This window comes from Streptomyces sp. NPDC101227 (assembly GCF_044767545.1).
Lineage (GTDB): Bacteria > Actinomycetota > Actinomycetes > Streptomycetales > Streptomycetaceae > Streptomyces.
Window position 1 is genome coordinate 249,359 of sequence record NZ_JBIWOD010000005.1, and the last position, 16,289, is coordinate 265,647.

The following is a 16,289-nucleotide window of genomic DNA, read 5'->3' on the forward strand; positions in this document are numbered from 1 at the left end:
CGTCAGGCGCGCCGGCGGCGGGCCGCGTAGACCGCTCCGCCGCCCGCGGCGATCAGCGCCGCGGCGCCGCCGCCGAGCGCGTAGGTGGTGGCGGGGGAGGCGCCGGTGTGCGCGAGCTCCTTGCCCTTGCGGGCCGGTTCGGCGCCGGTCTTCGGGGCCCGGCTCGGCGCGGGGCCGGGGCGGGAGGGGGAGGCGGTCGGCTTGGGGTGGGCCTCGGTGGGCCGGGCGGTGGGCGGGACGCTGGGCGGTGCGGTGGGTGCCGGGGTGCTGCTGCCGTCCGGGGCGGGCGAGGGGGTCGCGGACGGGGGCGCGGTGGGGGCCGGGGCCGTGGGGCGCGGCGACGGGGAGTCGGCGTGCGCGGTGGTGGCCGCGGGCAGTGCGGTGAGGGCGAGCGCGGCCAGCAGCCCGGCGCCGGAGACGCCCCGGAGGCGGGTGCGGGCGGCGCCGGGCCGGTGGCTGCGGGTGGTGCGAGTGGACTTCACAACGGGCTCCACGTTCTTCGACGGTTCGGCGCCTGATGGCGCCTTCACCCGTCACGACGCGCGGCGGGGGCGGGGGTTGCCGACCGGTGCGGAAAATTCTCGGCCGGCCCTCCCGCGGCCGTCAGCCCACGCTCTGCAGCAGCTTCTCGACGGCCTTGACCCGGTCGCCCAGCTCCGTCAGCCGGTCGTTCGTCGCCTGCTGGCCGGCGGCGATCTGCTCGGCGAGCTTGCGGTACTCCGCCAGCGCCGCGGCGTCGGCGCGGTGCCGCTGGAGCTTGAAGTACGACGCCACGATCGTCACGACCGAGGCGAAGACGATCGTGAGGACGGCAATCGGGATGATGGTGCTGCCCATCGGAATTCCTCCGTGAATGTTCCGCCCTTCAGGGCAGAGGGGAAACGGACGTGTGGGGAACGGGGCGGGGAGGGGCGATGCGCCGCCGGGGCGATGCACCGTCCGCCGTCAACTGCCCACAGTGAGGCGCCAGTTGACGTATCGGCGGGTGAGGCGCGGCGGTCGCCCGCGCGAGGCCGGCGCCGCACTGCCGCCGCCGACCGACCGGTGCCCTCCCGCTGAGGGGAGGAGTCAGGCACGCGTTCCCTCAAGGTCGTTCGGTCCCGACCGGTCCTCCTGGAGGGCGGTGAGGACGGTGGCCACGTTCAGCTTCAGCTCGAACGGGGTCAGTTCGAAGTACTTGAGCGCCTTGCCGTCGTCGGACAGCTCCAGCCGGCCTTCGACCAGGCCGGCTTTCTCCAGTCGGTCCAGGTGCATATAGAGCAGCGGCCGGGACATCTCCAGCCGGCGGGCCAGTTCGCTGACGTACAGCCGGCCCTCGGCCAGCTCGCCGATCACCCGCAACCGCTGCGCATGCCCCACGGCGGACAGCAGGGCCAGCAGCTCCTCGCTGTTCATGGCCCACCTTCTTGCCGTTCTTGCCGTTCCGGACGCCTGTCAGCGGAGGTTTTCGCATGCCCGGACGGGCTGTCAAGCGAGTCCGCCGGGCTCGCCCACTCCGATCTTACGGTTGACGCGTTACACGGACACCTGTAATTCTCGACTTACATGCGTCAGTGGCACCGGTTGTGCCGCTCGTCCGCATGACTTCTTGCGTCCGGTGGGGGGCGCGACATCACGTCGAAGGAGCTGGGCACATGAAGGCGAGGGGGAATGCGGCCATGGCACAACGGCCGATCGCCGTACGGATGGCGGGCTGGAGCGCCCGGCATCCCTGGCGCGGGCTGGCCGTCTGGCTGGCGTTCGTGGTGCTGTCCCTGGGGGTGGGCAGCGCGATGGGCACCCACAGCGCCACCGCGGACGATTACCGCACCGGCGAGGCGGGCCGGGCCGAGACGATGGCGGCCGAGGGGCATCTGGACCACGAGCCGGTCGAACAGGTGCTGATCTCCGCCCGGTCGGGCCCGCTGGATGCTGCCGCCGCCGACGCGGCCGCGCGGGACGTCACCGCCCGGATGCGCAAGCTCCCCGAGGTCAAGCGGGTCGCGTCCGCGGTCCGCAGCGCCGACGGGGGCACGCTGCGGATCGAGGTGACCATGAAGGGCGCCGACGCGGACGCCAAGAAGCATGTCGCGCCGCTCGCCGCACAGGCCGAGGCGGTGCAGCGCAGCCATCCGGCGCTACGCGTGGAGGAGACCGGCAGTCCGTCCGTCAGCGTCGGTGTGGAGACCCAGCGCGGCGACGACCTGGCGCTCTCCGAGGCGATCACCTTGCCGATCACGCTGCTGACGCTGCTGGCCGTCTTCGGATCGGCCGTGATGGTGGCGGTCCCGCTGCTGCTCGCGCTGACCTCCATCGCCGCCTCGTTCGGCCTGTCGATGATCGTCTCGCATGTGCTGCCGGACGCCGGCGTGGGCATGAACGTCATCATCCTGATCGGCATGGCCGTCGGCGTGGACTACACGCTCTTCTATCTCAAGCGCGAACGCGAGGAGCGGGCCCGCTCGGGCGGCCGGCTCGGCCCCGAGGCGCTGGTGGAACTGGCCGCCGCCACCTCGGGCCGGGCGATCGTCGTCTCCGGCTTCGCCGTGGTCGTCTCCACGGCGACCCTCTACCTGGCCACCGACATCGTCTTCTCGTCCCTGGCCACCTGCACCATCATCGTCGTCCTGGCCGCCGTGCTCAGCTCGCTGACCGCGCTGCCCGCCCTGCTGGTCACCATCGGACGGCGCGCCGAACGCCGCGCCGCCAGGACCGGCAACCGGCGAGCCGTGAAGGACCGCGCCGCGGCCGGCCGCGTCTGGACCGCGCTGCTCCGCCCCGCGAGCAAGCACCCGGCGATCACCTTGTGCCTCTCGGTCCTGCTGATGCTGGGGCTCGCGGCGCCCGCCCTGGGCATGCAGCTCCGGGTCCTCAACAAGGACAGCATGTCCCGCGAGATCCCCGCACTCCAGGCGTACGACCGGCTCACCGCGGCCTTCCCCGAACTGCGCATCCAGCACCAGGTCGTCGTGCGGGCCGCGCCCGCCGAGGCCGGTGAAGTGGCGGACGCCCTGCGGGAGTTGGAGCGCAAGGCCGAGCGTGATCCGCTGTACGCCAAGGGCGTGCGGCCGACCGTGCGGGTCTCGGAGGACCGCCGCACCAGCGCCATGTACCTCGCCGTGCCGCACAGGCTCAGCTCGCCCGAGGCGCTCGCCTCGCTCGACCACCTCCGCAAGGACTATCTGCCGTCCACCGTCGGCAAGATCCCCGGAGCCCGCTTCGCCGTCACCGGCGACGTCCCGCACGACACCGACTACCTCGCCCACCAGGACGAGAAGCTCCCCCTGGTCGTGGGGATGCTCCTGCTCCTCACCTTCGTCCTCACCGCGCTGGCCTTCCGGTCCCTCGTCCTCGGGCTGATCGGCGTGCTGCTCAACCTGCTGTCCGCGGCGGCGGCGTTCGGCCTGGTCGTGGTCTTCTTCCAGCACGGGCTGGCCAGCACTCTGTTCGGCTTCGATCCGGCGGCGACCAACGCCATCGGCTCCCGGGTGCCGCTCTTCCTCTTCGTCATCCTCTTCGGGCTGTCGATGGACTACCAGGTCTTCGTCGTCAGCCGGATCCGCGAGGCCGCGCTCACCGGCGTACCGACCGGGCAGGCCGTACTCCAGGGCACCGTCACCTCCGCCAAGGTCGTGACCAGCGCGGCCGTGGTGATGGTGACGGTGTTCGCCAGCTTCACGCTGCTGCACCTCGCCGAGATGAAGCAGATCGGGTTCAGCCTCGCGGTGGCCGTCCTCCTGGACGCCTTCGTCATCCGGGTCCTGGTACTGCCGGCGGCGCTGACGCTGCTGGGCGGGGCGACCTGGTGGCCGTCGCGGGGAATGCGGCGGGCCCAGGAGGGCGCCGTGCCGGCCGGCAACTCTCCGGTGAGCGCGCTCACTTCTCTCTGACCACGGGATCAATCACCGCACGCAGGGCGTCCTCGTCGACCGGTCCGAGAAGCCGGGCGGCGAGGCGCCCCTTCCTGTCGAGAACGAGCGTCGTGGGGATGAGCTGCGGGTTGAGGCTGCCCTTGGGGAACCGCAGCAGCAGCTTGCCGGTCGGGTCGGACAGGCTCGGATACGGCAGGTGGTGCCGCTCCTCGAAGCCGACGGCCTGCGACGTGTCCGGGTCGCGGGTATTGATGCCGACGAACCGCACGCCCGCGCCGCCGGTGCTCCGGGCCACCTTGGCGAAACCGGGCGCCTCCGCGGCGCACGGGCCGCAGAGCGAGCTCCAGACGTTGAGGACCACGACCTTGCCCTTGTAGTCGGCGAAGTCCAGGCGAGCGCCGCGGGTGGTGGTACCGGAGAGGTCCGGTGCCGCCTTGCGCTCGGCCACGGGGACGGCGACCGTGGCGTTGGTGTTCCGGGTGACGCCGGAGCCATCGGGGGAGCCGCCCGGGTCGCAGGCGCTCAGGACCGAGGCGCAGACGGCCGCCGCCGCGAGCACGGCGGTGCGACGAAGGCCGGTACGACGAAAGCCGGCACGGCGGGCAGGTGGGGCGCTCATCTCGGCAGTCTTGCACGGTGAGTTGACGCGTCGGTGACCCGGTCCCGCGGGGCGGTTGGCGCGGCGGTGGCGGGGGCACGCCAAGGCCCGGGGCGGCCGCTGCGGGGCCGCCCCGGGCCGGGGTCACCGAGGTGTCCGGGGCCTCAGATCGTGGCGGTGTCGATCACGAACCGGTAGCGCACATCGCTCGCCAGCACCCGTTCGTACGCCTCGTTGATCCGGTCCGCGCCGATCACCTCGATGTCCGCGGCCAGGCCGTGCTCACCGCAGAAGTCGAGCATCTCCTGGGTCTCCGGGATGCCGCCGATCATCGAGCCGGAGAACGACTTCCGCCCCGGGATCAGCGCGAACGGCGCGATCGTCAGCGGCTTCTCGGGCGCGCCCACCTGGACCAGGGTGCCGTCGGTGCGCAGCAGACCGAGGTAGGCGTTGATGTCCAGGTCGGCCGAGACGGTGTTCAGGATCAGGTCGAAGGAGCCCGCCAGCGCCTCGAAGGTGGCCGGGTCGGACGTCGCGTAGTAGTGGTCCGCGCCGAGCCGGGCACCGTCGTCCTTCTTGCGCAGCGACTGGCTCAGGACGGTGACCTCCGCGCCCATCGCGTGCGCGATCTTCACGCCCATGTGGCCGAGGCCGCCGAGGCCGACGACCGCGACCTTCTTGCCGGGGCCGGCCTTCCAGTGGGCGAGCGGGGAGTAGAGGGTGATGCCGGCGCACAGCAGCGGGGCGGCGCCGTCCAGCGGGATGGACTCGGGGATGCGCAGCGCGTAGTTCTCGTCGACGACCAGGTGGGTGGAGTAGCCGCCGTAGGTGGGCTGCCCGTCCCGGCCGATGGCGTTGTACGTGCCGACGTTGCCGGACTCGCCGGTGCAGTACTGCTCCAGGCCGGCCTTGCAGTTCTCGCACTCCCGGCAGGAGTCGACGAAGCAGCCGACGCCGACCCGGTCGCCCGCCCGGTAGCGGGTGACCGCGGAGCCGACCTCGGCGACCACGCCGGCGATCTCATGGCCGGGGACGATCGGGAAGTTCCCGCCGTCGCCCCACTCGGCGCGGACGGTGTGGATGTCGGAGTGGCAGATGCCGGCGTACTTGATGTCGATCAGGATGTCGTGGGCACCCAGCTCGCGGCGCGGGATGGTGGTCCGCTCCAGCGGAGCCTTCGGGGCGGGTGCGGCGTACGCGGCGACAGAGGTGTGGGTGGTCATGAGATCGAGACTGCGCCGGTTCGTGGCCGGTAACCAGTGCCCCGTTGTGCGTAGGTCCGGCCTGCCTGGTTCCGGCAGAACCACCCACCGGGGCGGGGCGGACGGACGCCCGTCCGCCCCGCCCCGGTGTCAAGGGGCCCACGGCCTCATGGCCTCACGGCTCTCCTGACCTCAGGGCTCTCCTGGCCCTCATGCTTCTCATGGTTCTCAGTAGAAGAGCACCGACCGGAGCTTCAGCCGCTCCGGGCCATGGCCCCCGTGGGGGCGGAGGCTGAAGTCGTTCCCCGTGCAGCCGGGGCCCGTGAAGACCACGGCGGTCGCGTCGGTGTCGTTGCGCGGCGAGTGCGCGGGCGGCGCCTCGGGGTCGGTGGTCTCGGGGAGCGCGATGCACTCGCCGCCCGGCGGGTCGGCCAGCGCCTGGGGCTGCGGGGCGTCGTCGACGACGTAGGTGAAGTAGCCCGTGGCGGCGTCCGCCGAGGCCGGGCAGGGTCAGGACGAGGGCGAGGGCGCTGAGGGCGGTGGCGGCTGCGGTGGCGACGGTCCGGCGGCGCCGCGAGCTGGAGGGCCACGGGTCCGGTCCGCCCTGTCCCCGGGGTTCCCATAATCAAGAATCTGACTAATCATAGTCATGAGTAGGCGTAGGAGACGGGACGAGGAGAGGGCAGCATGACGACGACTGGGGCCACGAGCGCGGCGGACCGTTTCCGGGCAGCGGTGGAGACGCGTCAACTCGACGTGCTGGAAGGGCTGTTCACGGAGGACATCCGGTTCTACAGCCCGGTGAAGTTCACGCCCTTCGAGGGCCGTTCGATGGTGCTCGGCCTGTTCGGGGTGCTGCTGCGGACCTTCGAGGACTTCCGCTACGTGGGGGAGCTGGCCGGCCGTGCGGAGACGGCGGCGGGGCCGGAGGCGGGGGCCGCCGACTCGGTGATCCTGATCTTCCGGGCCACCGTGAACGGCAAGGAGATCCACGGCATCGATCTGCTGCAGTTCGACGAGTCGGGGCGGATCAAGGAGTTCACGGTGATGGTGCGGCCGCAGTCCGCTGTGCACGCGCTGAGCGAGGCGGTGCTGGCCGGTCTGGTGGCCGACGGGCTCGTGCCGCAGTCATAGCGCGACGGGCGCCGGCCCCCGCAGCGTCTGCGGGGGCCGGCGCCCGGTGGCTCGGCCGGTGCCGGTCAGCCGGTCGGTAGGTCAGCCGGTCACCGAGATCGCCGCGGCGGGGCAGATGGCCGCGGCCTCTCGCACCGCGTCGTGGAGTTCCGCGGGCGGCTCGGCGTTCAGGACGACGACGATGCCGTCCTCGTCGCGCTGGTCGAAAACGTCCGGCGCGGCCAGCACACAGCTTCCGGCGCCGCAGCACTTCTCCTGGTCGGCGTGAATACGCATGGTTGTTCTCCCAAGTGGTGCGGACGGAAAGGCGGGTGGGGCTACCAGGCCACCGGCAGCGCGTGGACCCCGTAGATCCCCATGTCGTGACGGAACGGGACGTCCTCGAACGGGGTGTCCAGCCGCAGGCCGGGCAGCCGGCGCAGCAGCGTTTCGATCGCGATCTGCAGCTCCACCCGGGCCAGCGGCTGGCCCAGACACTGGTGGACGCCGAAGCCGAAGGCGAGATGGCGGCGGGCGTCGCGGCCGACGTCGAGGGTGTCGCCCGCCGGGAAGACATCGTCGTCGCGGTTGGCGGTGTTGATCGTGCAGAGCACGCCCTCGCCGGCGGGGATCGTATGGCCGCCGATGGTGACGTCCTCTGTGGCGACCCGCGGGACGCCGTTGTGCACGATCGTCAGATAGCGCAGCAGCTCCTCCACCGCGCCCTTGATCAGCGACGGCTCCTCGCGCAGCCGGGTCAGCTGGCCGGGGTTGCGCAGCAGCGCGAGCGTCGACAGGGCCGTCATGTTGGCGGTGGTCTCATGCCCGGCGATCAGCAGCAGCCGCCCCATGGCGGCGATGTCCACGGAGTCCAGCTCGCCGCGCGCCACCAGCCGGCTGAAGATCCCGTCGTCCGGCTGCTGCCGTTTGGCATCGGCCAGCCGCTTCATATAGGCGAGCAGCTCGTCCGACGAGGCGCGCACCTCGTCGGCGGTCGACCGGAGGCTGAGCAGGACCTGGCTGTGCCGCTGGAAGAAGGAGTGGTCCTCGTAGGGGACGCCGAGCAGCAGGCAGATCACCAGGGACGGCAGCGGCAGCGCGAACTCGGCGACCAGATCGGCCGAGGTCTTGCCGTCGGTCATCGTGTCCAGCAGGTCGTCGGCGATGCGCTGCACCTCGGGGCGCATCGCCTCGACCTTCTTGACCATGAAGTCGGCGGTGAGCATCCGGCGCAGGCGGGCGTGTTCCGGGTCGTCCAGGCGGATGAAGGTCCGGTTGCTCGTGGCGAGTTCGCGGGCGCCTGCGGTGAGGAAGGGGAAGCCGGGGAGGGTGGCGTCGGCGCTGAAGCGGGGGTCGCCGAGCACCGTGCGGACGTCCTCGTGGCGGGTGACCAGCCAGCAGGTGGAGCCGTCCCAGAGGGTGGCCCGGGTGACGGGTTCCTCGCGCCGGGCGCGCGCCACTTCGGGGGCCGGGTCGAAGGGGCAGCCGGTGGCGCGTGCGGCCGGGACGGCCAGGGAGTGGGGGTGCGCCACGCGCGCTTCTTGGGGTCGTTGTGCGGTCGTCATGCGGCTGTCCTTCCACGTTCGGGATGCGGCGTCGCTGCCGCAGGAGTTGCATGTGCCGACACTCGCTACTTAGTTACCAAAGTTAAGTAACCATGTACCTCACGGTAACTCCGGTTCGACCGGGGAGGGAAGGGTTGATCACGTTCCGTACGAGGTTGGCTCAAAGCGGTCGCCGTCGTGCACGGACTGCCACCGGTCCGTACCGCTACGAGGTCGACGGCGTGGCCGCTACAGTCGCCCCATGCCGGACCCTGCAAGAGAACAGACGCACGACCAGGACTGCGCGCGGGACCGCGGCCGGGACTCCACCGCCGCGCTGCAGAGCGTGCTGGCCACGCTGTCCTACCTGCTGACCCGCTCCCGGGCGCATGAGCGCCAGGCGGCCCGGGCGGGCGTCACGGTGGCCCGCTCCGACCTGTGGCTGCTGATGGCGCTGGAGGACGGCGGCGGCGTCAGCAGGGTCGGCGACCTGGCCGCCCTGCTCATGGTCGAGCCCCCTCATGTCACCCGGCAGATCGGCCAGTTGGAAGCCCAGGACCTCGTCGAACGCACCGCGGACACCCTTGACCGGCGTGCCCGCAAGGTCGCGATCACCCCGCGCGGCAGGGCCGTCCTCAAAAGCGTCATGGAGACCGGTCAGGCCGGCCTCCATGAGGCCCTCGTCGGTTTCGACGACGCCGATGTCGCCACCACCGTCGCCGTGCTCAACCACCTGGTGGCCTACGCCCGGGAGAAGCATGCGCAGGAGGACCGTCACCGGGGGCGGGGGGCGTAGGGGGCCGGCGGCGGGGGCGGCGGCTTTACGGCGCGTGGGTCACCATGTCGCTCGCCGACATCACGGCAAGGCCGATGAGGGTGGCCGTGAACGCCAGACGGGGCAGGTCGCGCCTGGCGAGGAAGGCGCCCAGTGCGGCAAGGCAGATGCCCGCGGCGATGAGGGCGGTCCAGGCGCCCGCGTGATCGCCGCGGATGAGGCGGTAAGCGAGCAGGACCGCGCCGATGACGGCCACTGCCACGGCAACCACGGTGTGCGCCCGGCGCTTCTGCGCCCGCTCGCGTCCGGCGTCCTGGGCGAGCGCGGCCACGCCCTGCTGCTGAAAGCCGGCACGCAGTTGCTCGGTTCGGCCGGCGTCGTCTCCAAGTTCCGTCATGGGGCGGAAGCTTACGGGCGCGCGGAGGCGGCCGGGCGCGCGGCCTGCGGAGATCTTCGCTAAGTGGCTTGCCTAGACTGCTGCATCATGTCCATGCCACAGTCTTCCTCCTCCCCTTCCCCCTCCCTCTTTCCCTCCCCCTCCCCCGACGCGACCGTGGTGCGTACCGGCCGCCGTCGTGCGATGACCGCCCTCCCCGTCTGCCTGGTGCTGATCGCGCTGGGCCTGCTCGGGGTGGTCGGACTGGTCATGCTGCTCACCGGCACGGCGAAGGGTGAGTTCTCGGTAAAGGGCCTGGTCGGCATGGTGATGATGCTGGCGTTCGGGGCCGTTGGCGTGTTGCTCGGGATCCCGGTGTGGCGTGCCAGGCGCGCGGCGGTCCTGGTGGACCGCGCCGGAGTGTGGCTGGACAACGGCACGGCGCGGGGCATCGTCCCCTGGGACGCGCTGGCCGGAGTCGGCGTGTACTGGAGCAAGTTGGGGCGGACGAAGCAGTACTCCGTCGAGCTCTGCCCGAGCGGTCCGATCGACGACCGCGATCCGGTGCTCTGGGCGCTGGTCCGTGACGAGGACCCGATCGCGCCCGGCCTGCCGCGCCTGCGCTACCGGCTGGCGTTTCCGGCGGGCAGCCAGGACAAGGTGACCGCGGCCGTCCGGCAGTACGCCCCGCCGCACCTGTGGCTGGGCGAGGTCCAGCGCGAATCCGGTCACCTCGGCCGCCCCGACCCCAGTCGCCGCCCCGGGCGCTGACGGCTTGGTGGCGCTGCCGGCGGCGCGAGGTCCCAGCCGGATGCTTCTCGGCTTCCCGCATCCCGCTCCGCGGGCGATCGGCCGCGGAACGGTCCCGGGTGGGGGAGGGGCGCGGCGGGGCCGCCGTTTCCCTCCCCCCGCCTCGTGGTTATTCGATCTCGATCCGGCCCGTGTGGCCCTGGCCGTTGGCCGAGCCGGTGGTGTCGTTCTTGCCGGTGCCGTTCTCGGGGGCATCGGTGGCGCCGAGGTTGCGGCGGACCGAGTCGAGGATGGTCAGGCCCTGGCCGACCAGGCCGGCGGCGATCTCGCCGAGGCCGTCGGCGCCGTTGAGGACGTTGACGTTGGCACCCTGGAGGCCGGCCGAGGCCTCCTTGACGATCTGCGGGAGCTGGTCGATCACCATGCGGTCCAGCGCCACCCGGTCGTACGACGCGGCGGCCTCGGCCTGGATCTTCATCCGCTCGGCCTCGGCCAGGGCCAGCAGCCGGATGCGCTCGGCCTCCGCCTCGGCGGGCTTGACGACCTCGGCGACCAGCTGCTGCTGCCGCAGCTCGGCGGCGCGCTCCGCGAGCTCGGTCTGCGCGGCCAGCACCTCCTGCTGGGCATGCGCCTGCGCCAGCGGACCGGCCTGCGCGGCCTTGGCCTGGGCGCGCTCGACCTCGGCGTCGTACTCGGCCTGGACGATGGCCGTCCGGCGCTGGTACTCGGCCTGATTACGCGCGGCCTCCTGCTGCGCCTCGACCGACGCCTGGGTGGCCTGGGCCTGCGAGATCTGCGCCTTCTGCTGGATGGCTGCCTTGTGCGGGGCCGACATCGCCGCGATATAGCCGGTGTCACCGTCGTCGATCGACTGGATCTGCAGCGAGTCGACGATCAGGCCGATCTTCGCCATCTCCGTCTTGGACGTCTCCAGCACCTCGGTGGCCAGCTTCTGGCGCTCCGTGACGATCTCCTCGACCGTCATCGAACCGATGATGGAGCGCAGATGACCGGCGAAGATCCGGCCGGTCAGCACCGCCATCTGGTCCTGGTCGGACAGGAAGCGCTGGCCGGCGTTGACCACGCTCTCCGTGTCATTGCCGACCTTGAACGCGATCACGGCGCGGACCGTCAGCGCGATGCCCTGCCGGGTGACGCACTTCTCCGCGACCTCCGCCTCGCACATCGCCAGCGTCAGAAAGCGGACCTTGCGGAAGACCGGCAGCACGAACTTGCCATGACCGGTCACCACCCGGAACGGTGCGCCCCCCTGCCCACGCTTGCCTCCCGAGATCAGCATGGCTTGATCGGGGGCAGGAACGCGGTATCCGAACATCCTTTGACTCCTCAACCGGCGTTGCCGGGATCGCCGGACAACGCCTCCAACGGATCAGCCCACTCAATGACGTCGACCTGGCGCGCGCCACGCGACTCGATCACGAGCACCGTCGCGCCCACCGGGAGGGGCTCGGCCGACCAGGCGACGAAGGCCTCGGAGCCACCTCTGACCGACACCAGAACCTCACCGGGGCCGGCGGCCCCACGAGTGCCGATCAACAGCACCCCCGTACAGCCGATCACGGCCTCATCCTGCGCCATCGGCGGCTGCCTTCCCCGTTACGTTCCTGGAAATCCGACCATAGCGCTCCGTTGGCCGGGGGCCTATCCTCGGGGGCTTTCGAGCTACCGGCGCCCGTCATGGGTGGGCCGGTGGGGCGTGCCGGACGGCGCGTCGGAGGGGCGTTCCGGAGGGTGAGCGGGCCGGTGTACGGGCCCGGGTGCCGGGTCAGGACAGGGCGTCGAGGGCGGCCAGGATGTCGGACGGTTCGGCGCGGGCCTTGTAGTCGGTGTCGACGAAGGCCCACCGGATGACGGCGTCGCGGTCGATGACGTAGGTGGCGGGTATGGGGAGCGTGTGCGGATGGCCGCCATTGACGCGCTCGAGGTCGAAGCCCAGGGAGTCGTAGACGGCGGCCAGGTCTTCGGTGAGGCCGAAGCTGAGGCCGTACTGCTTGGCGGTGTCGCAGCCGAGGTCGCTGAGGACCGGGAAGGCCAGCGCGTGCTTCTCGGCGAGGGAGAGGGACTCGTCGGGGATCTGCGGCGATACGGCCACCAGCTGGGCGCCGCGGGCGGTGATCTCGCCGTGCTGCTGTTGAAGGGCACGGAGCGCCAGGTTGCAGAACGGGCACCAGGCGCCGCGGTAGAAGGTGAGCACGACCGGTCCGTCGGCCAGCAGGGCGTCCAGGGTCACGGTGGTGCCGTTCGCGGCGGGGAGGCCGAAGCGGGGGGCGGGATCGCCGACGTTCAGGGCGCGGGCGGCCTGGCCGGAAGCGGCGAGCTCGGATGCTGCTCGCCCCATGATCTGGTGTGCGGCTGCCGGGATCTCGTGTTTGCGGGCGTCGTAGAAGGCCTTGAGCTCATCGTTGAGGCTCATTGCGGTGGTACCTCCTGGGGTGTGGGTGTGGGTGTGGGGGAGGGGGCGGGCGCCGGGCGGGCACGCAGGGCGACCAGGGCGCCCGCCACGGACTCCCGCAGCGTGTCGGGGACGGCGCCCGCGCGGGAGCGCAGATTGACCCCGTACGCCAGGGTCGCGAGCACGGCCGCCGCGGCGTCCACCTCGACGGCCGCGTCGAGCTGCCCGAGCCGGGCGGCCGTGCTCAGCGCGGAGCGCATGGCCGACTGCAGGGACCGGTGATGCGCGTCCAGCAGAGCGCGTATCTCGGGAGCGGCGCATTCCGGCCCGGCGTGGGCGTTGGTGACCATGCAGCCCCAGCCGGCGACCGGACCGGAACAGCGCACCCCGATCAGGCCCGTGAAAAAGTCCTCGATCGCGGTCAGCCCCGAGGGGTCGGCGGCGAGCGCGGCGAACGCGGGTGTGGAGTGCTGGGCTATATAGCGCTCCAGGGCGGCGGCGTAGAGACCGTCCTTGTTGCCGAACGTTGCGTAGAGGCTGGAGCGGCTCAGGCCCGTCGCGGAAACCAGTGCCTGTATCCCGGTGGCGGGCAGGCCCTGGCGCCAGAAGACGCGTACCGCGTCGTCGAGTACGACATCGGGGTTGAAGTGCTTGATGTCCGGCGACACGGAGCCTCCCTGTGCTCGCGAGGGCGAGGGCGTCCATGGACGCGCCCGGGGACGCGCCCGTGAATCTTGGAACGTTCAGTCCAAGTTAAGTCAACTACGGGCGGCTGCCAAGGGGTTTTCGGCGACGGTCGGCTAAGTTCCCGAAGTGGGTGGGGTGTTGGGGTGTCCGGCGGGCGCGTGGGGGCGCGCCGCCGCGGTGTCGGGAAGGAAGGGCAGCAGGGCCGAGATCGCCGCCGCCAGCGCCAGGTTGAAGACGACGGCCGTGGTCAGCGCGTGTCCGTAGACGACGGTGTCGTTGTGCGCGGCGTCGCCCAGCGAGTGGTAATAGAGGACGCCGACGACGGCGACGCCGACCGCGCCGCCCACCTGCTGGCAGGTGGAGAGCACGCCGGAGGCCATCCCCACCTCTTCGGTTCCGACGTTGCCGAGCACGGCGTTCAGCAGCGGCGTGACCAGCAGCCCGTTCCCCGCACCGACCAGGACCAGGGGCGGCGCCAGCGCCCAGGCCGTCAGCCCCGTACCGGCCGTGCTGACCAGCACGATCGCGGCGACGTACCCGAGCCCGCCCACCAGCGCGCCGGCCTGGAGCACGCGGCGCCCGAATCCGGCCAGCCGCCCGGCGAGGATGCTGGCACCCAAGAACGCGACGGCGAGCGGCGTATAGACCAGCCCGGCGCCGAGCGCGTCCATCCCCAGGCCGTCCTGGAGGGTGAGCGAGAGGATGAGGAAGAAGGAGTTGATGCCCGCGTACGCGACGACGACCAGGGTGGTTCCGACGGCGAACGGACGCGCGCGGAGCAGGCCCGGATGGACGAGCGGAGCGCCGCCGGCAGTCGCAACCCGCCGCTCCACCAAGGCGAATACGGCGAACGCCGGCGCGCTGCCGGCCAGGCTGAGCCAGGTCCACGCCGGCCAGCCGTACGCCCGCCCTTCGACCAGCGGTACCACGAGGAGGAAAAGGGCCACGGTCAGCACCACGGCGCCCGGCAGGTCGAGGCGTCTGGCGTCCGGCGCCCGCGACTCGGGCACGCGCAGCACGGCGAGGAGGAGAGTGGCCAGCCCTATGGGGACGTTGACCCAGAACACCGACCGCCAGGAGGAACCGAAGAGGCCGGCGGAGAGCGCGGAGGTGAAGCCGGTGGAGATGAGTACGCCGCCGAGCAGCTGGCCGACGATGGTGGCCATGCCGATCACCGCACCGAGCGCACCGAACGCCTTCGGCCGCTGCGCCGCCGGGATCAGCACCTGAATCATCGCGAAGACCTGCGGGAACATCGCGGCCGCGGTCAGGCCCTGCGCCAGCCGCGCGGCGATCAGGCTGCCCGGGTCGGGGGAGACGGCGCAGCCCACGGAGGCCAGCGTGAACAGGGCCATGCCGATCAGGAAGAGCCGCCTGCGGCCGTAACGGTCGCCGAGGCGGGCGCCGGTGATCAGGGCGATGGCGTAGGTGAGTTGATAACCGGCCAGGATCAGCTGGATGTCGGCGGCGGAGGCGTGCAGATCGGCCTGGATGGCGGGCGCGGCGACGAGCACGATGAACGTGTCGAGCACGGCCATGAAGGCCCCCACCAGGACGATGGCCAGCGCCTGCCAGGGGGAGGCGGCGGGGCGTGCCGGAGGGTGTGGCATTGCGGTGTGCCGCCTCGCGGCCCGCTGTTCGGGGGTGCCCGAGGGCGTGGTCCGGGTCATGCGGTAAGCGTCGGCGAGGCCCGAACAGAGATACAGAGACCGATTATGCTGGTGTTCCGGCTACCCCTCACGGCATGCCCGCCTCACGTCAAACCCCGCTGCACCAGCCCCTTTGCACTACCCCCGCTGCACCACACCCCTGCACCACACCCCCTACGTCAATCGAGTGCGATGGCCGACCTTGAGCGACGGCGCCGCCTGGCCGAATACCTGCGGTCGCGCCGGGAGCGGATCACGCCGGGCGAGGCGGGCATCCCCGCGGGCCCCCGCAGGCGTACGCCGGGGCTGCGGCGCGAGGAGGTCGCGCAGCTCTCCGGGGTGAGCGTGACCTGGTACACCTGGCTGGAACAGGCGCGGGACATCACCGTCAGCCGCCAGGTCCTCACCAGCCTGGCGCGCGCCCTGATGCTCAGCTCGGTCGAACGCCGCCATCTGTTCGCGCTGGCCGACGAGCGGCCCCCGGACCAGCCGCCGGGTCGCGGGCCCGGCCCCGCCCTGCAACGTCTGGTGGACGCGCTCGAACCGCACCCCGCCTACCTCCTGGACGCCAACTGGGACCTGGTCGGCTGGAACCGCGCCGAGGCCGGGCTGATCGGCGATCCGTCGCAGCTGGAGCCCGCCGAACGCAACCTGCTCTGGCTGGTGTTCACGGATCCGGCCCTGCGCACGCTGCTCGTCGACTGGAACGGGCAGGCCCGGAACCTGGTCGCCCAGTTCCGGGCGGACGCGCGCGGGCAGTTCGGCGCGCCCCGCTTCGAGCGGCTCACGGCCGAACTGCGGCGGCTGAGCCCGGAGTTCCGCACCTGGTGGGAGGCGCATGACCTCGCCGACTTCGACAGCAGCCGCTGGGAGTTCGACCACCCCGCGGTCGGGCCGCTGACCTTCGACTATGTGAAGCTCGCCGCGCTGGACGCGCCCGGCGTCAAGCTGTTCGCCTGCATGCCGGCGGACGCGGAGACGACCCGGAAGCTGCCCGGGCTCATCCCGTCCGCCCCGTCCGCCCCGTCCGCCCCGTCCGTCCCGTCCGTCCCGTCCCCCTTGACGGCGACGGCCTTGAAGAACGTGTAGTGGAAGCTGCCGTCATCCTCCGCGGCGCGCCGCAGGTCGGCGATCCCCCGGTCCCAGTCCGCGGCGGTGGCCAGTCCGGCCCGTAGCGCTTCCTCCCGTACGCCGTCGACCATGGCGATGAACGTCCGCCGGGTGAGCATGTCGGCCAGCTCGGGCCGGGTCCCGTCCGCGTACGCGGTGCGCGGCCGGACCACCACGTCACGGAATCCCGCGGCGGCGAGCAGCGGTTGCAGCTCCCGGCC

18 protein-coding genes are annotated in these 16,289 nt (G+C 71.9%); 5 read left to right on the forward strand and 13 right to left on the reverse strand.

What is annotated here, in order from left to right; genetic code table 11:
• Positions 1-2 precede the first annotated feature (2 nt).
• The 3 genes from ACIRPT_RS13570 to ACIRPT_RS13580 form a co-directional block, all read right to left on the reverse strand.
• Positions 3-482, reverse strand: a complete 480-nt coding sequence (locus tag ACIRPT_RS13570; protein ID WP_403826434.1) for an LAETG motif-containing sortase-dependent surface protein — start codon at positions 480-482, stop codon at positions 3-5.
• A gap of 121 nt (positions 483-603) precedes the next feature.
• On the reverse strand, positions 604-837 hold the full coding sequence (locus ACIRPT_RS13575) for a hypothetical protein (protein ID WP_403826437.1): 234 nt from the start codon (positions 835-837) through the stop codon (positions 604-606).
• Between the two features lie 231 nt (positions 838-1,068).
• Positions 1,069-1,395 (reverse strand): ArsR/SmtB family transcription factor, encoded by a 327-nt coding sequence (locus ACIRPT_RS13580; RefSeq protein ID WP_403826440.1) that lies wholly within the window; start codon positions 1,393-1,395, stop codon positions 1,069-1,071.
• Between the two features lie 239 nt (positions 1,396-1,634).
• On the opposite strand from ACIRPT_RS13580, the gene ACIRPT_RS13585 reads away from it, so the two are divergent.
• Positions 1,635-3,869: an MMPL family transporter gene (locus tag ACIRPT_RS13585; RefSeq protein WP_403826443.1), complete on the forward strand. Its 2,235-nt coding sequence runs from the start codon at positions 1,635-1,637 to the stop codon at positions 3,867-3,869.
• Here ACIRPT_RS13585 and ACIRPT_RS13590 read toward each other — a convergent pair.
• Together ACIRPT_RS13590 and ACIRPT_RS13595 are read right to left on the reverse strand one after the other, a co-directional pair.
• The gene (locus ACIRPT_RS13590) at positions 3,856-4,470 is read right to left on the reverse strand and encodes a TlpA family protein disulfide reductase (protein WP_403826446.1); all 615 of its coding nucleotides are present in this window, start codon (positions 4,468-4,470) and stop codon (positions 3,856-3,858) included. The genes ACIRPT_RS13585 and ACIRPT_RS13590 overlap by 14 nt on opposite strands.
• Before the next feature lie 143 nt (positions 4,471-4,613).
• Positions 4,614-5,672, reverse strand: a complete 1,059-nt coding sequence (locus ACIRPT_RS13595) for an NAD(P)-dependent alcohol dehydrogenase (RefSeq protein WP_403826449.1) — start codon at positions 5,670-5,672, stop codon at positions 4,614-4,616.
• 666 nt (positions 5,673-6,338) lie between these two features.
• Between ACIRPT_RS13595 and ACIRPT_RS13600 the strand changes: the two genes are divergently transcribed.
• A complete protein-coding gene (locus ACIRPT_RS13600; RefSeq protein ID WP_403826452.1) occupies positions 6,339-6,785 on the forward strand; it encodes a nuclear transport factor 2 family protein in 447 nt (148 codons plus the stop codon).
• A gap of 81 nt (positions 6,786-6,866) precedes the next feature.
• Here the strand turns inward: ACIRPT_RS13600 and ACIRPT_RS13605 are convergent, their stop codons facing one another.
• Both ACIRPT_RS13605 and ACIRPT_RS13610 read right to left on the reverse strand, forming a co-directional pair.
• Positions 6,867-7,061 carry a ferredoxin gene (locus tag ACIRPT_RS13605; protein WP_403499297.1) on the reverse strand — a complete coding sequence of 65 codons (195 nt, stop codon included), beginning with the start codon at positions 7,059-7,061 and terminating at the stop codon, positions 6,867-6,869.
• 41 nt (positions 7,062-7,102) lie between these two features.
• Positions 7,103-8,329 (reverse strand): cytochrome P450, encoded by a 1,227-nt coding sequence (locus ACIRPT_RS13610; RefSeq protein WP_403826454.1) that lies wholly within the window; start codon positions 8,327-8,329, stop codon positions 7,103-7,105.
• Between the two features lie 241 nt (positions 8,330-8,570).
• On the opposite strand from ACIRPT_RS13610, the gene ACIRPT_RS13615 reads away from it, so the two are divergent.
• Positions 8,571-9,104 carry a MarR family winged helix-turn-helix transcriptional regulator gene (locus tag ACIRPT_RS13615; RefSeq protein WP_403826456.1) on the forward strand — a complete coding sequence of 178 codons (534 nt, stop codon included), beginning with the start codon at positions 8,571-8,573 and terminating at the stop codon, positions 9,102-9,104.
• A gap of 25 nt (positions 9,105-9,129) precedes the next feature.
• On the opposite strand, the gene ACIRPT_RS13620 is transcribed toward ACIRPT_RS13615, so the two are convergent.
• On the reverse strand, positions 9,130-9,480 hold the full coding sequence (locus ACIRPT_RS13620) for a hypothetical protein (RefSeq protein ID WP_403826459.1): 351 nt from the start codon (positions 9,478-9,480) through the stop codon (positions 9,130-9,132).
• An 87-nt stretch (positions 9,481-9,567) separates the two neighbouring features.
• Here ACIRPT_RS13620 and ACIRPT_RS13625 point away from each other — a divergent pair, with 87 nt between their 5' ends.
• Positions 9,568-10,230 carry a hypothetical protein gene (locus tag ACIRPT_RS13625; protein ID WP_403826462.1) on the forward strand — a complete coding sequence of 221 codons (663 nt, stop codon included), beginning with the start codon at positions 9,568-9,570 and terminating at the stop codon, positions 10,228-10,230.
• 148 nt (positions 10,231-10,378) lie between these two features.
• Here the strand turns inward: ACIRPT_RS13625 and ACIRPT_RS13630 are convergent, their stop codons facing one another.
• The 5 genes from ACIRPT_RS13630 to ACIRPT_RS13650 form a co-directional block, all read right to left on the reverse strand.
• Positions 10,379-11,545 carry a flotillin family protein gene (locus tag ACIRPT_RS13630; RefSeq protein ID WP_403826465.1) on the reverse strand — a complete coding sequence of 389 codons (1,167 nt, stop codon included), beginning with the start codon at positions 11,543-11,545 and terminating at the stop codon, positions 10,379-10,381.
• 11 nt (positions 11,546-11,556) lie between these two features.
• Positions 11,557-11,808, reverse strand: coding sequence for a hypothetical protein (locus tag ACIRPT_RS13635; RefSeq protein ID WP_403826468.1), 252 nt, complete (start codon positions 11,806-11,808; stop codon positions 11,557-11,559).
• Between the two features lie 187 nt (positions 11,809-11,995).
• Positions 11,996-12,643 carry a peroxiredoxin-like family protein gene (locus ACIRPT_RS13640; protein ID WP_403826471.1) on the reverse strand — a complete coding sequence of 216 codons (648 nt, stop codon included), beginning with the start codon at positions 12,641-12,643 and terminating at the stop codon, positions 11,996-11,998.
• A complete protein-coding gene (locus ACIRPT_RS13645; protein ID WP_403826474.1) occupies positions 12,640-13,290 on the reverse strand; it encodes a TetR/AcrR family transcriptional regulator in 651 nt (216 codons plus the stop codon). The genes ACIRPT_RS13640 and ACIRPT_RS13645 overlap by 4 nt, the downstream gene beginning before the upstream one ends.
• A gap of 132 nt (positions 13,291-13,422) precedes the next feature.
• Positions 13,423-14,979, reverse strand: a complete 1,557-nt coding sequence (locus tag ACIRPT_RS13650; protein ID WP_403826477.1) for an MFS transporter — start codon at positions 14,977-14,979, stop codon at positions 13,423-13,425.
• Between the two features lie 171 nt (positions 14,980-15,150).
• Here ACIRPT_RS13650 and ACIRPT_RS13655 point away from each other — a divergent pair, with 171 nt between their 5' ends.
• The gene (locus ACIRPT_RS13655; RefSeq protein ID WP_403826480.1) at positions 15,151-16,047 is read left to right on the forward strand and encodes a helix-turn-helix transcriptional regulator; all 897 of its coding nucleotides are present in this window, start codon (positions 15,151-15,153) and stop codon (positions 16,045-16,047) included.
• The last annotated feature ends 242 nt before the right edge of the window (positions 16,048-16,289 follow it).

Coding starts and splice junctions, on each gene's coding strand:
- ACIRPT_RS13575 (WP_403826437.1), bottom strand. CDS start 837: ATGGGCAGCACCATCATCCCGATTGCCGTCCTCACGATCGTCTTCGCC.
- ACIRPT_RS13580 (WP_403826440.1), bottom strand. CDS start 1,395: ATGAACAGCGAGGAGCTGCTGGCCCTGCTGTCCGCCGTGGGGCATGCG.
- ACIRPT_RS13585 (WP_403826443.1), top strand. CDS start 1,635: ATGAAGGCGAGGGGGAATGCGGCCATGGCACAACGGCCGATCGCCGTA.
- ACIRPT_RS13590 (WP_403826446.1), bottom strand. CDS start 4,470: ATGAGCGCCCCACCTGCCCGCCGTGCCGGCTTTCGTCGTACCGGCCTT.
- ACIRPT_RS13595 (WP_403826449.1), bottom strand. CDS start 5,672: ATGACCACCCACACCTCTGTCGCCGCGTACGCCGCACCCGCCCCGAAG.
- ACIRPT_RS13600 (WP_403826452.1), top strand. CDS start 6,339: ATGACGACGACTGGGGCCACGAGCGCGGCGGACCGTTTCCGGGCAGCG.
- ACIRPT_RS13605 (WP_403499297.1), bottom strand. CDS start 7,061: ATGCGTATTCACGCCGACCAGGAGAAGTGCTGCGGCGCCGGAAGCTGT.
- ACIRPT_RS13610 (WP_403826454.1), bottom strand. CDS start 8,329: ATGACGACCGCACAACGACCCCAAGAAGCGCGCGTGGCGCACCCCCAC.
- ACIRPT_RS13615 (WP_403826456.1), top strand. CDS start 8,571: ATGCCGGACCCTGCAAGAGAACAGACGCACGACCAGGACTGCGCGCGG.
- ACIRPT_RS13620 (WP_403826459.1), bottom strand. CDS start 9,480: ATGACGGAACTTGGAGACGACGCCGGCCGAACCGAGCAACTGCGTGCC.
- ACIRPT_RS13625 (WP_403826462.1), top strand. CDS start 9,568: ATGTCCATGCCACAGTCTTCCTCCTCCCCTTCCCCCTCCCTCTTTCCC.
- ACIRPT_RS13630 (WP_403826465.1), bottom strand. CDS start 11,545: ATGTTCGGATACCGCGTTCCTGCCCCCGATCAAGCCATGCTGATCTCG.
- ACIRPT_RS13635 (WP_403826468.1), bottom strand. CDS start 11,808: ATGGCGCAGGATGAGGCCGTGATCGGCTGTACGGGGGTGCTGTTGATC.
- ACIRPT_RS13640 (WP_403826471.1), bottom strand. CDS start 12,643: ATGAGCCTCAACGATGAGCTCAAGGCCTTCTACGACGCCCGCAAACAC.
- ACIRPT_RS13650 (WP_403826477.1), bottom strand. CDS start 14,979: ATGACCCGGACCACGCCCTCGGGCACCCCCGAACAGCGGGCCGCGAGG.
- ACIRPT_RS13655 (WP_403826480.1), top strand. CDS start 15,151: ATGGCCGACCTTGAGCGACGGCGCCGCCTGGCCGAATACCTGCGGTCG.